This is a genomic window from Rhodococcus sp. 852002-51564_SCH6189132-a (assembly GCF_001665495.1).
In the GTDB taxonomy this organism is placed as follows: Bacteria; Actinomycetota; Actinomycetes; order Mycobacteriales; family Mycobacteriaceae; genus Rhodococcus; species Rhodococcus pyridinivorans.
Window position 1 is genome coordinate 42909 of sequence record NZ_LZMJ01000070.1, and the last position, 14545, is coordinate 57453.

Annotated in this window: 16 protein-coding genes; 6 read left to right on the plus strand and 10 right to left on the minus strand. The window is 68.5% G+C overall.

All coding sequences use genetic code 11. From position 1 onward, the window contains the following. Nucleotides 1–44: 44 nt before the first annotated feature. On the minus strand, nucleotides 45–989 hold the full coding sequence (gene bla / locus A5767_RS16760) for a class A beta-lactamase (protein ID WP_064852824.1): 945 nt from the start codon (nucleotides 987–989) through the stop codon (nucleotides 45–47). Between the two features lie 200 nt (nucleotides 990–1189). Here bla and A5767_RS16765 point away from each other — a divergent pair, with 200 nt between their 5' ends. Further along, nucleotides 1190–2065 carry a LysR family transcriptional regulator gene (locus A5767_RS16765; protein ID WP_006551653.1) on the plus strand — a complete coding sequence of 292 codons (876 nt, stop codon included), beginning with the start codon at nucleotides 1190–1192 and terminating at the stop codon, nucleotides 2063–2065. Continuing rightward, nucleotides 2062–3009 carry a serine hydrolase gene (locus A5767_RS16770; protein ID WP_019289918.1) on the plus strand — a complete coding sequence of 316 codons (948 nt, stop codon included), beginning with the start codon at nucleotides 2062–2064 and terminating at the stop codon, nucleotides 3007–3009. Before A5767_RS16765 ends, A5767_RS16770 begins: the two co-directional genes overlap by 4 nt. Here A5767_RS16770 and A5767_RS16775 read toward each other — a convergent pair. Together A5767_RS16775 and pdxH are read right to left on the minus strand one after the other, a co-directional pair. After that, the gene (locus A5767_RS16775; RefSeq protein WP_006551656.1) at nucleotides 2992–4260 is read right to left on the minus strand and encodes an MFS transporter; all 1269 of its coding nucleotides are present in this window, start codon (nucleotides 4258–4260) and stop codon (nucleotides 2992–2994) included. The two genes, A5767_RS16770 and A5767_RS16775, sit on opposite strands and share 18 nt — an antisense overlap. Continuing rightward, on the minus strand, nucleotides 4257–4943 hold the full coding sequence (pdxH, locus tag A5767_RS16780) for a pyridoxamine 5'-phosphate oxidase (RefSeq protein WP_197483271.1): 687 nt from the start codon (nucleotides 4941–4943) through the stop codon (nucleotides 4257–4259). Before pdxH ends, A5767_RS16775 begins: the two co-directional genes overlap by 4 nt. Nucleotides 4944–5127: 184 nt before the next feature. Between pdxH and A5767_RS16785 the strand changes: the two genes are divergently transcribed. The 4 genes from A5767_RS16785 to A5767_RS16800 all read left to right on the plus strand — a co-directional run bounded on the left by A5767_RS16785 (nucleotide 5128) and on the right by A5767_RS16800 (nucleotide 9287). Continuing rightward, nucleotides 5128–6255 (plus strand): citrate synthase 2, encoded by a 1128-nt coding sequence (locus A5767_RS16785; RefSeq protein ID WP_019289920.1) that lies wholly within the window; start codon nucleotides 5128–5130, stop codon nucleotides 6253–6255. A 104-nt stretch (nucleotides 6256–6359) separates the two neighbouring features. Continuing rightward, nucleotides 6360–7481 (plus strand): phosphoserine transaminase, encoded by a 1122-nt coding sequence (serC, locus tag A5767_RS16790; protein WP_006551659.1) that lies wholly within the window; start codon nucleotides 6360–6362, stop codon nucleotides 7479–7481. A gap of 220 nt (nucleotides 7482–7701) precedes the next feature. After that, complete coding sequence (gene sepH, locus A5767_RS16795) at nucleotides 7702–8571, plus strand: septation protein SepH (protein ID WP_197483268.1); 870 nt, start codon at nucleotides 7702–7704, stop codon at nucleotides 8569–8571. 14 nt (nucleotides 8572–8585) lie between these two features. Then, the gene (locus tag A5767_RS16800; RefSeq protein WP_064852744.1) at nucleotides 8586–9287 is read left to right on the plus strand and encodes a DUF6928 family protein; all 702 of its coding nucleotides are present in this window, start codon (nucleotides 8586–8588) and stop codon (nucleotides 9285–9287) included. A 33-nt stretch (nucleotides 9288–9320) separates the two neighbouring features. Here A5767_RS16800 and A5767_RS16805 read toward each other — a convergent pair whose 3' ends face one another. The 7 genes from A5767_RS16805 to A5767_RS16835 form a co-directional block, all read right to left on the minus strand. Next, a complete protein-coding gene (locus A5767_RS16805; protein ID WP_064852826.1) occupies nucleotides 9321–10904 on the minus strand; it encodes an alpha/beta hydrolase in 1584 nt (527 codons plus the stop codon). A 127-nt stretch (nucleotides 10905–11031) separates the two neighbouring features. Beyond that, entirely contained in the window at nucleotides 11032–11457 is a 426-nt protein-coding gene (locus A5767_RS16810; RefSeq protein WP_019289924.1) for a DUF7144 family membrane protein, read from the minus strand. A 210-nt stretch (nucleotides 11458–11667) separates the two neighbouring features. After that, nucleotides 11668–12084, minus strand: a complete 417-nt coding sequence (locus A5767_RS16815) for an SHOCT domain-containing protein (protein ID WP_019289925.1) — start codon at nucleotides 12082–12084, stop codon at nucleotides 11668–11670. Between the two features lie 312 nt (nucleotides 12085–12396). Then, entirely contained in the window at nucleotides 12397–12822 is a 426-nt protein-coding gene (locus A5767_RS16820) for a DUF7144 family membrane protein (RefSeq protein WP_019289926.1), read from the minus strand. 101 nt (nucleotides 12823–12923) lie between these two features. Next, on the minus strand, nucleotides 12924–13196 hold the full coding sequence (locus A5767_RS16825) for a DUF2537 domain-containing protein (protein WP_064852745.1): 273 nt from the start codon (nucleotides 13194–13196) through the stop codon (nucleotides 12924–12926). Further along, on the minus strand, nucleotides 13193–13999 hold the full coding sequence (locus tag A5767_RS16830; RefSeq protein ID WP_024103089.1) for a TrmH family RNA methyltransferase: 807 nt from the start codon (nucleotides 13997–13999) through the stop codon (nucleotides 13193–13195). Before A5767_RS16830 ends, A5767_RS16825 begins: the two co-directional genes overlap by 4 nt. A gap of 90 nt (nucleotides 14000–14089) precedes the next feature. Beyond that, entirely contained in the window at nucleotides 14090–14521 is a 432-nt protein-coding gene (locus A5767_RS16835) for a MarR family winged helix-turn-helix transcriptional regulator (protein WP_006551668.1), read from the minus strand. Between the last annotated feature and the right edge of the window lie 24 nt (nucleotides 14522–14545).

Consider the following 14545-nt stretch of genomic DNA (forward strand, 5'->3'; position numbering starts at 1 on the left):
GCGGGGATCTGCGCGTATCCGGCGCCCCACGCCGGACACTGTACTCACGGCACAGCGAAGAGTGCGTCGACCAGCACGGCGGTGGTCTCCGCGACGGGCGCGCCCTCGAGGGGTGCGTCGGGGTCGCCGGTGGTCGAGTCCGACAGGATCGCCAGCAGCAGCGGTTGCCCGTCCGGCGACCACACCACCCCGGCGTCGTTCACCGTCCCGTGATTGCCCCCGCCCGTCTTGTCCGCCGACGTCCATCCCGGCGGCAATCCCCCGCGGATCCGGGTGTCCGAGGTGGTGGTGGCGCGCATCCAGCCGAGCAGTGTCCGCTGTTGCGGCGCGGGCAACTCCGCGCCGAGGAGCACCTCCCGGAAGCCGCGAGCGAGTCCGGCAGCGGTGGTGGTGTCGCGCTCGTCGCCCCGTGCCGCCTCGTTGAGTTCGGGTTCCCAGCGGTCGAGCCGGGTGGTCTCGTCCCCGACGGAACGGGCGAAGGCGGTGACGGCCCCGGGTCCGCCGATCCGTTGGAGCATCAGGTTTCCGGCAGTGTTGTCGCTGCGGGTGAGCGCGGCCTCGCACAGCCGGTCGATCGGCAGTACGCGCCCCTGATGTTCCGAGGTCACCGGCGAATTGACGACGATGTCCTCCGGGTCGATCGGGAGGGTCTCGTCGAGACGGAGGGATCCTTCCGCCTCGAGTCGCAGGATCGCGGCGGCGGCGTAAACCTTGAACGGAGAACAGATCGCGAACCGTTCGTCGGCCCGATAGGTGTGGACGCGCCCGGTCACCGGCGACTGCGCGACCACACCGAGCCGCACGGCGTAGCGGTCCTCGATCTCCCGGAGACGCTCGTCGACACCGGCGGCGAGCAGATGTGTGCCGGGTACCGAATCGGCCGTCGTCGACGGCCCCCTGGCGACCGGACCGTCCGGCGACCCGCAGGCCGCCGCGGCGGCGACGGAGGACAGGGCGAGGGCGGAGTGGAGAAAACCCCTGCGCGACAATCCTTTCCGGAGCAGTGAATCGGTGGAAGTCATGCCGACAGGACACCACCGACGGGAGTCGCCCCGCCAATACCCACCCGCCGTCCGCACGAGTCGGAAGAACTATCGCCGCTGTTGGAGGCGGGGACGACGGACGGGATCCGGCCGCGCGACACGCCGGGTCGGTGAATCGTCCGCCCGTGCTGATTGAATCCCCTGCCATGGACCTGATCCGCCACCTCCGGTTCTTCGTCACCGTCGCGGAGGAAGGACACTTCGGCCGGGCCGCGGCGGTGCTCGACATGACGCAACCTCCTCTGTCACAAGGACTTCGGAAACTCGAGCAGCATCTCGGTTCCGAACTCGTGCATCGCACCAGGCAGGGAGCGGTCCTCACGCCCGCCGGAGCGGAGCTGCTCCCCCGCGCTCGTCTCCTCGTCGACGACGCCGATCGTTTCCTCGCCGAGGCCGGGCGCGTCGCCCGCGCCCGGGGTCTTCTGCACTGGGGTGCCACCCGCGTACTACCCGATCGCCTGGTCACCCTGTGCGTCACCGTTCTGAGCAGACGCGGTGAGGCGACGGTGGCGACGCGTTCCGCGAGCACGGTCGAACTCGTCGACGCCGTCCGCTCGGGCATGTGCGATCTCGCCGTCGTCGAGCATCCGGCTCTGACCGAAGGACTCGAGGCCGGCCCGGTGGTCAAACTCCGGCGATGGCTGGTCGTGCCGGCCGACCACCGCAGCGCCCGCTCCGACCGGCCCCGTCTGCCGATGCTCTCCGACCTGACGTTCGCCGCGCCGCCGCGGACGGGGAACCCGGCGGCCTTCGACGCGGCGCAGGATCTGCTGCGCGAACGCGGACTCGATGTCGAGACCACCCCGGCGGCGGACGACCGCGCGGTGCTCGCCGCCGTGGCCGCCGGTACCCACTTCGGGATGTCGACCTCACCGCCCGGCTCGGTGCCCGGCGTGGCCTGGCTGGACTGGGCTCCGTCCGCGCTGGCCCTGCGGGTGCGCATCGTGCGACGTGCCGACGCCGACGTCGGTGCGCACGTCGACGCCCTCGACCGCGTGCTGTTCAAGGAACGCGTCCGGTGAAAGGCGGAGAACGGCGAGACACGGCGGTCGACCGGATCCGCGCGGTGTTCGCGGATGCCGGGTGCACGGGATGGCTGCACGCCCGCCGGTGTTCGGATCCACGTGCGGCGACGCTGTCGGTGCGCGGGGACGAACGCGTGGTCCTCGCGTCGGTGTACAAGCTTCCGCTGTTCCTCGCGTTCTGCGCGGAGGTGGACGCCGGCCGACTCGACGCATCCGGGCAGCTGCGGATCGTGCCGTCGGACTGCACCCCCGGCCCGACCGGGATCGCGAGCTTCCGGGATCCGGTGACGATGAGCCGACGCGACGTGGCCGCATCGATGATGACGGTGTCCGACAACGCGGCGGCCGATGTGCTGCTCGGCGAGATCGGCACGACCACCGTCGAGGAACTCCTCGCGCGCCTCGGACTCACGCGGACCCGGATCATCGGTGGCACGGCGGACGTCTATCAGCGCCTCGTCGAGGAGACGGACACCCGCACCACCGTTGAGGCGTTCCGGGCGCTCACCGACATCGACGCGGCCTGGACGGTCTCGGCGTACGACCCGGCCTACACGAGCGCGACCATCCCGGAGGAGATGACCCGGCTGCTCGAGGCCGTGTGGTCGGGCTCGGTGCTCTCGCCCGAGAGCACCGCCTTCGCGCAGCAGGTGATGCGCGCCCAGGTCTGGCCGCACCGCATCGCGTCGGGCTTCCCGCATCGCGGGGTCGCGATCGCCGGCAAGACCGGCACGATCGGCATCATCCGCAACGAGGTGGCGGTCGTCGAGTTCCCCGGCGAGTATCCGATCGCCGTCGCGGTGTTCACCCGCGCCGCCCGCGCGGATCCCGTACTGCCGGTCGTCGATGCAGCGATCGGTGAGGCCGCGCGCATCGCCGTCACGGAGTTGCGTGCTCCCTTGCCGTGCGACTCCGCAGGCGCGTCATCCGAGAGTGCGTGAGACCCGGTAGCGTACGAAGGCAGGGAAGGCGACGACGCACACGAGCGTGCCGACGATGACGAGGACGCCGCCACCGGCAGCCGCGACGGCCGTGCCTGCGGCCGCTGCGGCGGCGCCGTGGAGCACGTCGCCGATGCGCGGTCCGCCCGCGACGACGACGATGAACACGCCCTGCAAGCGGCCACGCATCTCGTCGGTGGCGACGGTCTGCAGCATCGTCGAGCGGAAGGCCGCGGACACCATGTCGACCGCCCCGCCGAACGCCAGGAAGAACAGGGCGACCCACAGCAGCAGACCGCTGCCGTCGGGCTCGGCCCACCACACCGCGACACCGAAGCCGACCATCGCCACGCCCCACAGGACGATGCACACGATCACGGCGAGACCCTGGCGCTGCACCCGCGGCAGCCATCCGGAGAAGACGCCGCCGATCACCGCGCCGACCGACATGGCCGCGAACAGCAGACCGAGGGCGAAGCCGCCCTGCGCCGGATCGCCGAACGACTCGTGGGCGATCTGCGGGAACAGGGCGCGCGGCATCCCGAACACCATGGCGACGATGTCGACGACGAACGACGCCAGCAGGATCTTCTGGCCCGACAGGTACCGGAAACCGTCGAAGACCGCGCGCAATCCGGCCTTGGTGACCTCACCGAGCGGCGGGATCGCCGGGAGTCGGACCACCGCCCACAGCGTGGCGAGCAGGAAGATCGCGTCCAGCAGGTAGAGGGTGGACAGACCCACGACGGGAATGAGAGCGCCGGCGAACAACGGACCGGCGATCGCCCCGAACTGCACGACCGTCATGTTCAGCGAGGTGGCCGCCGCGATCTGCCCGACCGGCAGCAACCGCGGGATCACCGCCGCCCGGGTGGGCTGGTTGACGGCGAAGAACGCCTGCTGCACCGAGAAGAGACAGAGCAGTACCCACACGTTGTTCAGACCGATCGCGGCCTGCGCCCACAACAACAGCGACGTGACACCGAGACCGGTGGAGGTGACGATGAGCAGTTTCCGGCGGTCCATCGCATCGGCGAGCGCTCCACCCCACAGGCCGAACACCACGAGCGGCACGAGCCCGAACACGCCGGTCAACCCCACATAAGCGGAGTTCCGGGTGATCTCGTAGATCTGCTGGGGTACGGCGACGACCGCCATCTGCGCACCGATGACGGTGACGATCCCGGCCCACCACAGCCGGGCGTAGTCCTTGTTGCGCAGCGGTGTGGTGTCGGCGAGCAGGCGCCTCACGGTTGCAGACGCTCGGCGATCCAGCGACCGTCCACCAGGCGGGTCCGGATCCGGTTGTGCAACCGGTTGGGCCGGCCCTGCCAGAACTCGACGGACTCGGGCACGATGCGAAATCCACCCCAGAACGGCGGCACCGGGATGTCGTCGTCGACCTCGTAGCGCGCGGCGGCCTCGACGAGGGCGTGCTCGAGATCGGCGCGTTCGGCCACGGGACGCGACTGCTGCGACGCCCATGCGCCCAGGCGGGATCCGCGCGGCCGCGTCTGCCAGTACGCGAGGGTCTCCTCGTCTGGCACGCGCACGACCGGTCCGCGGACGGTCACCTGCCGGTAGACCGGTAGCCAGAGGAAGGTCGCCGACGCGTAGGGGTGCCCGGCCAGATGGCGGCCCTTGTCGGACTCGAAGTTGGTGAAGAAGGTCAGGCCGTCGGCGTCGATCTTCTTGCACAGCACGGTGCGGGTCGCCGGGTGGCCGCGCTCGTCGACGGTCGCGAGCACCATCGCGTTCGGCTCGGGCACCGCGGTGGCGACCGCGTTCGCAAACCACGTACGCACCAGCGGAAGCCAGCCCTCGGCGACATCGCCGGGGGTGAGATCGCGGTCGGTCGAGGACTCGTCGGTCGGCCCGGACGGGCTGTAGTCGACACGCATACGCGCGAGGTCGTCACCCTCGGGGCGCGGCAACGGGAAATCGGACGGCACGAACGACGACGGTACTCCCGGCATCCGGGCAGCGACGCTCGGACCACGGACGCTACAGTTTTCACGACGACCCGAGTGGGGCGCCGATCACACCTGACGGTGACCTCATTCCACCGGCAGCGCGGCTCGGACCGGGCCGTGCTCGAACGAGGAGAGCCCAACCGTCATGGCAGCGCGCGCGTCAGTTCCCGAGGATTTCGTCGCAGGACTCGAAGGCGTGGTCGCCTTCACGAGCGACATCGCCGAGCCCGACAAGGACGGTGGCGCATTGCGCTATCGCGGCGTCGACATCGAAGAGCTCGTCGAGAAGGGAGTGACCTTCGGCGACGTGTGGGCCCTGCTCGTCGACGGCGAGTTCGGTCGCGGCCTGTACCCGGCCGAGCCGTTCCCCCTGCCGATCCACACCGGCGACGTGCGTGTCGACGTCCAGGCCGGTCTGGCGATGCTCGCACCCATCTGGGGCTTCCGTCCGCTGCTCGACATCGACGACGCCACGGCCCGCGACAATCTCGCCCGCGCCGCGGTGATGGCCCTGTCCTATGTGGCGCAGTCCGCCCGCGGCATCTACCAGCCCGCCGTGCCGCAGCAGCGCATCGACGAGGCGAGCACCGTCACCGAGCGCTTCATGGTGCGGTGGAAGGGCGACCCGGATCCCAAGCACGTCGAGGCGATCGACGCCTACTGGGTCTCGGCGGCCGAGCACGGCATGAACGCCTCGACGTTCACTGCCCGGGTCATCGCCTCGACCGGCGCGGACGCGGCCGCCTCGCTTTCCGGCGCGGTCGGCGCGATGTCCGGCCCGCTGCACGGCGGTGCGCCGGCCCGCGTGCTGCCGATGATCGAGGAGACCGAACGCACCGGCGATCCGCGCGGTCTGGTCAAGGGCATCCTCGACCGCAAGGAGAAGCTCATGGGCTTCGGTCACCGCGTCTACCGCGCCGAGGACCCCCGCGCCCGGGTGCTGCGCAGCACCGCCCAGCGGCTCGACGCTCCGCGCTTCGAGGCGGCGGCCGCGCTCGAGCAGGCCGCCCTCACCGAGCTGCGCGAGCGTCGTCCCGACCGGGCGATCGAGACCAACGTCGAGTTCTGGGCTGCGGTGATCCTCGATTTCGCCGAGGTCCCCGCCGCAATGATGCCCGCGATGTTCACCTGCGGACGGACCGCCGGCTGGTGCGCCCACATCCTCGAGCAGAAGCGTCTGGGCAAGCTCGTGCGTCCCGCGGCGATCTACACCGGCCCCGATCCACGCCCTGCCTCCGAGGTCACGGGCTGGGATTCGATCACGCATCGCTGATGCCTCTTCCTCGGCCGGGCCGACCAGCGCCCGGCGGAGGCTCCGAGGGGGCGGTCTAGACTGCCTGTGCACCATGTCCCTCGACTCTTAGGACACGCATTCCGATGGCAGACGCGTCACCGATCATTCCCGCCGACCTCAAGCCCGCAGACGGCCGCTTCGGCTGCGGCCCGTCCAAGGTTCGTCCCGAGCAGCTGCAGTCGCTGGTCGATGTCGGCGCTTCGGTGTTCGGCACCAGCCACCGGCAGAAGCCGGTCAAGGACGTCGTCGCCCGTGTCCGCTCGGGTCTGCGCGACCTGTTCTCCCTGCCCGAGGGCTACGAGGTCGTTCTCGGCAACGGCGGCACCACCGCCTTCTGGGACGCTGCGGCCTTCGGTCTGATCCGGGAGCGCTCGCAGCACTTCACCTACGGCGAGTTCTCGTCGAAGTTCGCGACGGTCGCGAAGAAGAACCCGTTCATCGGCGATCCGATCGTCGTGGGTTCGGAGCCGGGCTCGGCTCCGGAGATCGTCGCCGACGCATCGGCCGACCTCATCGGCTGGGCGCACAACGAGACCTCCACGGGTGTCGCGGTTCCGGTACAGCGTCCCGCCGGTTCCGACAACACCCTGATCGCGATCGACGCGACCTCGGGTGCCGGCGGCCTGCCGGTGAACATCTCCGACACCGACGTGTACTACTTCGCCCCGCAGAAGTGCTTCGCCGCCGACGGTGGCCTGTGGATCGCGCTGATGAGCCCGGCCGCGCTCGAGCGTGTCGCCGAGATCAAGGAATCGGGTCGCTTCACCCCCGAGTTCCTGTCGCTGCCGATCGCCGTCGACAACAGCAGCAAGGACCAGACCTACAACACCCCGGCACTGGCCACCCTGCTGATGTTCGCGAACCAGATCGAGTGGCTCAACGGCAACGGCGGTCTCGACTGGGCCGTGGCGCGCACGAAGGATTCGTCCTCGCGCCTGTACGAGTGGGCCGAGGCCTCCGAGTACGCGACGCCGTTCGTCGCCGATCCGTCGCTGCGTTCGCAGGTCGTCGGCACCGTCGACTTCGCCGACTCCGTCGACGCGGCGAAAGTCGCGAAGATCCTGCGGGCCAACGGCATCGTCGACACCGAGCCGTACCGCAAGCTCGGCCGCAACCAGCTGCGCATCGGTATGTTCCCGGCCATCGATCCCGAGGACGTCACGCAGCTGACCAAGTGCATCGACTGGGTCGTCTCCCAGCTCTGAGTACGCCGCACAGCGGGGCCGGGTCCGATGTCGGATCCGGCCCCGTTGATGTCATAGTCTCGACCTCGCATCGAGACATTTCGGCGAACCCTGGACGATAACGCGCCGCGTCGGATTTCTTGCGATGTCGCTCGGCGTGGCGCGGCGTGTCCGGCCACGAAAAATATCCAGGTCGGTTACAGTCGGGCGGGTCAATCGCGATCGGCGCGAGGAGGTCAAGGTGCGAGAGCTTCGAGTGGTCGGTCTCGAGCCCGATGCTAAGCATGTGGTGCTCGCCGATCCCACGACGGGGGACAAGTTCCGCATTCCCGTCGACGACACCCTGCGCGCGGCCGCTCGCGGAGATCTGGCCCGTCTCGGCCAGATCCAGATCGAGACGACCAGCCAGCTCCGCCCTCGCGAGATCCAGGCCCGCATCCGCGGCGGCGCCTCGGTCGAACAGGTGGCCGACGAGGCCGGCGTCCCGGTCGCCAAGGTCGAACGGTTCGCCTATCCCGTCCTGCTCGAGCGGTCCCGGGCCGCCGACATGGCCAAGAAAGGCCATCCCGTCCGCCCCGACGGTCCCGCCGTCGAGACCCTCCACGAGATCGTCACGCAGGCCTTCCGCGCTCGCGGGCACAGCCTCGACGAAGCCGAGTGGGACGCCTGGCGCGACGACGAGGGCTTCTGGGTCGCGCAGTTGCGGTGGCACGCCGGTCGTTCCACGAACCGCGCGCATTGGCGCTACCAGCCCGACGCTCACGGCGGCACGATCACCGCGCTCGACGACATTGCCGCCGATCTCGTCGATCCCGATTGCGGCCGTCCCCTGCGCTACCTGACCCCGGTCTACTCGGCGCGCGACGTCGACGATTCCACTGAGGTGGAGAACGCCGACCATCACGCCCCGATCGCGCTGGAGGCTCCCGCTTCCGACGAACCGGCTCCGGAGCCGGTCGCCGACGAGGAGACCACCGTCGCCGTCACGGTGCCCGACGACGCCGATGCATCGCGCGCGTCGCAGGCTCCCGCGAAGGACAAGCGCGGCAAGCCCGCGCTCCCCTCGTGGGACGACGTGCTGCTCGGTGTGCGCAGTAACGGACGCGTCTGAGGAAGTCGTCGACGATGTCGGCGACAGTGTCGACGCTCTGGTACGTCGACGCACCCGATCCCGTAGCGGTGCTGCGCGAGTTCTCTCCGGACCGCGATGCGGCGCGAGCACTTCTGTCGCGTCTGTTCCCGGAGTTCCAGGTCGATCCCGGCGCGCGGGTACCGCTCGCCGACGCCGGGGGCACCGGCGAGGACGATGGCGCCGAACAGTTCCGGGTCGGTAGCTATCCCGGTGTGACGGTGGTGTCGAGCCCCCGATTCGCACTACGCCACCCCTCGGAGCTGCCCACGATGTGGTTGCGCACGCCCGCCGCCGAACGCACGTGCCTGCTGGCATCCGATCCGGCCGGTGCGTGGGGATCGTTCGCCGTGTGGGAGTGCGGCCGGCTGCGCCGCGGCTTCGGAGCGAACACCGTCGAGTTCTTCGAGGACCAGGGAATCCCGTTCGTATGGGAGCGGCCGTTCTGGGCGGGCGAGCATCCGCTCCGCTGGCCGCCGAACGTACCCCTTCCCCCGGAGTCCCTGCCCTTCCACCCTCGCAAGCTCGTCGAGGAGGCCCACGGGGCGTGGCTCGGGTTCCGCTATGTCGGGCGCCGCGACGACGAACTCGACCCGCGGAACATCGACACCTGGAGTTTCACGCTGCGCACCCCGGTCCCGCAGATCTCCGTCCCCGCACCGAAGACCTCCTGGTGGCGGCGACTCGCGGCGCACTGACGTGCCGTCGAGCGACGCTCCCGGTCGGACTCGTCACTCCTCTGCTCCGACAATGAATTTCACCTCGTCGATGTCGTCGGGTGTGATCTCCGGGGATTGCAGGACGAGAGCCCAGGCGTCGACGTACTCGGTGCTGTACTTGTGGCCGTGCCCGGCCGGGACACCCGTGGAGAAGGGCAGATCGGCCGTGACCTGCCAGAAGGTCACGAACGGGATCCACACCATGTCCTCGAGCACGTCGCGGCCGGGGGCTTCGCCGATCCAGTCCGGCTCACTCGTGATCAGGTGCGGACTCCACCAGACGATCGGGTCCGACGGGTGCATCAGATACAGCATCCGACTCCCCTCCCACGGCTCGTCCGTCGGCGGGATCTCCGCCTGTGGGTCGTTCGTGAACCGCACCGTGCGGCCGTCCCGGAAGACCGGTTCGATCTCGGGGCTGCCGGCCTCCCGGCGATCGCTGAACTCCCGGAAGAGGACGTTGAAGTTCGGAGGTCCGGCGAAGACCGTGCCCGACGTGCGATTGCGCAGGTCGTACTCGCCGCTGAAGGCGGTCTCCCCGCCGAACGAACCGAGGCTCTCCCCAGCCACGAGCAGTCGGGGGCGGGCGTCCTGGGGAAGCTTCGACCAGACGTCGTAGACCGCGTCGAACAGGTCGCGTCCGGCTTCCCGCGCCTTCGACTGATCGACGAGATAGGAGATCCACGAGGGCAGATAGGAGTACTGGATCGCGACCGTCGCGACGTCGCCGCCGGTGAGGTACTCGACGGAGTCCACCAGGGCCGGGTCCACCCAGCCGCTCCCCGTCGTCGTCACGACGACCAGGTTGCTCCGCTCGAATCCTCCTGCCCGGGTGAGGTCCTCGACAGCGAGGGACGCGCGATCCTCGGTGTCGTCCGCCGATGCCAGGCCGGCGTAGATCCGGATCGGTTCGAGGGCAGGACCTTCGGTGAACTCACCGAGTTGTTCGGTGGTCGGCCCCTGCCCGACGAAGATCCGCCCCTGCCACCCGAGAGAATCCCACGGAACGACCGAATCCGGTCCACCGGAGCGGAGTGCGGTCGTCGGTTGCTGCACACCTTCCTCGGTTCTCGTGTCCCGCGCCGAGAACGCCGCATTGGCGGCGTCGATGAAGCCGGCGAGGAGCACTCCGGAGACGATCGCGTACACGAGTCCCGCGACGAGAACCCACCCCACGACGTTCGCGGCCCGCTGCCCGATCCACCGGTCGAGTGTCCGTGCCGCCCAGTGGTACAGGGCGCGGATACCACGTCCGATCGCCAGCAGCACAGCGAACATCACGACCGCGACGAGCGGGGAGAGAACCGCAAGTGCCAGGTTGTACTCGGAAACCCCCATCAGAGTACGGATCTCGTGCTGCCAGTACTGGCCGAGCCCGAAGAAGACCGCGAAGAGGACCGCCCCGCAGGCGCCGAAGATCCACCACGACGCAGCCTTGGGAGACCGAGGAGGCCGGTCGGCGAAGGCGCGCCACACGAACGCGAGGAGCACGCCGAGGCCGTATCCGATCGCGGCAGTGATCCCGCAGATCATCCCCTGCAGGATCCCGCCGCGCGGAAGCAACGACGGGGTGAACGACAGGCACGCGAAAAGCACTGCACCCCAACACCCGGGAAGTGTGAGGTGCAGTGCCCACCGCCGTGCCCGCGATCGGGGAACTTCGGTCGCGACGTTCGCGCCCGGATCACCCCGGACGTTGCGGCCGTTTTCTTGCACGGTCGCGTCAGTAGTAGTCGGAGCGTGGCTGCCAGGTCGAGATCGCCCAGATCACGACCGCGTCCAACGCGATGATCAGGATCGACCACCACGGGTAGTACGGCAACCACAGGAAGTTCGCGATGATCGACAACGCGGCGATGATGATGGCCGTGACGCGAGCCCACGTGGCACCGCTCATCAACGCGAGACCGGCGACCAGCATCACGACACCGAGGACGATGTGAATCCATCCCCACGTGGTGAAGTCGAACTTGAACGTGTATTCCACGCCCCGCACGAACACTTCGTCCTCGGCCACCGCAGCGATGCCCTGGAAGATCTGGACGATGCCGACAGTTGCCAGGATGATCGCTGCTCCGATCGAGGTGCCTGCGGCGATGCCCTGTTTGACACTGACCCCGCCCCGGTCGGGGCGTACATCCTGTGACATGACAATCCTCTCGTGTACGAAGGAGACATCGACCGTGCGCCGATCCTCGCGAGGAACGGTCACGGTCCGATTCTCAGGAACAAGGGTGCCTGCAGGTTATGCTGCCACCCTTACACTTTCGACCGCCGGCTCCTCGACGCGACGAGGCGTCGAACGCACGAGCCGACCACGGGAGGACTCCGTCCGCAGCGCCCTCCCCGCGACGACGATTCACGCGATGGGCACGCCGTCACGTCCGGTCGTGGCGTTGCCGAGCGCCTGCGCCTTGAGGTGTTCGTACTCCGCGGGCGTGATCGCACCGGAGTCGAGCAGGGCCTTGGCATCGGCGATCTGTTGAGCCGGGGATTTCCCGACCGCCACGGTCCGGATGTATTCGTCGGTGGCCTGCTTCGCCTCGGCCTGGGCCTGTTGTGCCCGCAGAGCCATTCCCCGACCGCGAACGATCAGGTAGACCAGCGCTGTCAGGTACGGAAGGAGCACCAGACCGATGACCCACATCGCTTTGACCCAACCGGACACGGAGTGATCCCGGAAGAGGTCGACGATGATTTGGAACAGGACGATCAGGTATGCCACGAAGGCGAATACGACGACGGTGTACCACACGTAGTCCCAGAATGAATCCATAGCCGAACCTCCTCGGCCGAACCGATGGCGGGACGATGCCCCCATGAAACCACCGGAGAATGAAGATCTCGAATCCTGTTTCCCCCTGCGGTGTGCCGCTACGGCACTGCCACTACTCGCGGCCCCCGGTCCACTCATCGATACCGGCGTCGAATCGTGACGACTGTCCGATTCGGGCTTCGGCAGGTCCATCTTCAGTCATGACGACCTCCGTCCCTCTGATCGGGGAGGGCCGGATATACCATACGCCCGTTCATGGGTGGAGGACATCGGTTTGCGCAATCGGCGCGATTCGGTACCGGCTCGAGTCGGTCAGGAGTACACCGCGCGGGGGTTCCAGGTCGCGATCGCCCAGATGACCACTACATCGAGGGCGATGATCGCAAGCGCCCACCCTGGGTAGTAGGGAAGCCACATGAAATTCACCAGGATCGACAGCGCGGCGATGACCATTGCGGAGACGCGCGCCCATGTCGCCCCGGAAATCAACGCGATGCCCACGATCACCATCACGACACCGACAACGATGTGGACCCACCCCCACGTGGTGAGATCGAACGTGAACAGATACTCCTGGCCGGCGACGAAGACTTCGTCCTCGGCGACCGCAGCAATTCCCTGCAACAGTTGCAGAGCACCGATCAAGGTCATGATGATTGCGGCACCGACCGACGTTCCCGCGGCGAGACCCTGCTTGACCGACATTTCCTCCCGCTCGGCATGCACATTGCGTGACATGATGCTCCTTCCGGATGACCCGACATCTCGAGTGTGCGCTTCGTCGGAATTCTCCAATGGAGGTTGGGGGTTTTCCGCCGGCAATCGCACCCAGAACTCGTTCAGGACACGAGCAGCGCGAGCCAGCCGAACGGCACACCGGCCAGGAAACCGGCGGCGAGCCAGCGCAGTACCTGCACCCGGAGCCACGACCACACGGTCGGCGCGACTCCCGCGACCGTCACGACATTGACGACGACGGCGAGGACCGGATGGATCCGGCCGAGCACCTGCCCGCAGGCGACGACGGTGATGACGGTGGCGACGAAGGATAAAGCCGTCAGCGTGAGCCCCGTCGCCCAGGGAGTGGGCGCAGGACCGCGAGCCTGGCTCATCGCGGAAGCCGCACCCGCTCGTAGAACGCCATCGCAGCCGCGGTGGCCACGTTCAGCGAATCCGTGCCGACAGCCATGGGAATCCGGGCACGCACGTCGGTCGCCCGCATTGCATGTTCGGTCAGGCCCGGCCCCTCGGCGCCGAGCAGGAGCGCGACTTTTTCCCCCGTCATCGCTTCGGCGAGCGGGATCGCCCGTGGGTCCGGGGTCAGGGAGATCAGTTGGAATCCTCTGCTGCGCAACAGATCCAGGTCGTACGGCCACCGGTCGACGTGCGCGAAGGGGACCCGGAGGACGTGCCCCATCGACACGCGCACCGCACGCCGGTACAGAGCGTCGGCGCATCCTTTCCCGAAGAGCACACCGTCGACGCCGAGTCCGGCGGCGTTGCGGAACATCGAGCCGACGTTCTCGTGGTCGTTGACCCCTTCGAGCACCGCGACCGTGGTCGCCTTGTCGAGGACGTCGTCGAGCGAGAGCGGTTCGGGCCGGTGCGCGACGGCGAGCACCCCGCGGTTGAGGTGGAAGCCGACGACCTCCGCCATGGTCGCCGCATCGGTGCGGTAGAACGGCACGTCGACGTCACGCAGGTCGTCGGCGAGTTCGTCCAGCCGCCGACTCACCCCGAGCAGGCTCGTCGCAGCGAACCGGGAGTCGAGCATGCGCTGGACCACCAGCACACCCTCTGCGATCACCAGGCCCTTGCCACCGGGAAGGTCGGGTCGACGGTCCGCGGAGTTGAGATCGCGGAAGTCGTCCACCCGAGGGTCGGAAGGATCGTCGATGTCGATGACGTGAACCACCGGGTCATTCTCCCAGCGGCCCTGCACCCTCCCGCACCGGGTCGGTCGTCACGACCGCGGTGCGGTCGGTCGTCATCGACCGCGGTGCGGTCAGTCGTCTTCAGCGACGAGCGCCGTGAGGATTCCGACGGCGTCGCGCAACGTGGCGAGCGAGTCGGGATCGAGTTTGTCGAGCCGTTCGGTCAGCCACACTTCGCGTGCCTGCGCCTCGTCGGCGAGCAATTCCCTCCCGGCTTCGGACAGCGTCACGATGATCTGTCGTCCGTCCGTCGGGTGCGGCGTCCGCTCGACGAGACCGAGTTCGTGCAGAGACGCGATGACCCTGGTCATCGAGGGTGGTTGGACGCGTTCGCGCGCTGCCAGTGCCCCCGGGGTCATCGCACCTTCCTGCGCGAGGGTGGCCATTGCCGAGATCTGGGTCAGAGAAACTCGGGAATCGGTGCGTCTCCCCCGCAGATGACGCGTCAGACGCACAACGGCGAGTGAGAGGTCACCGGCGAGTGCGCGTGTATCCGAGATCATGGCGTGCAGAATACGTCACATCGC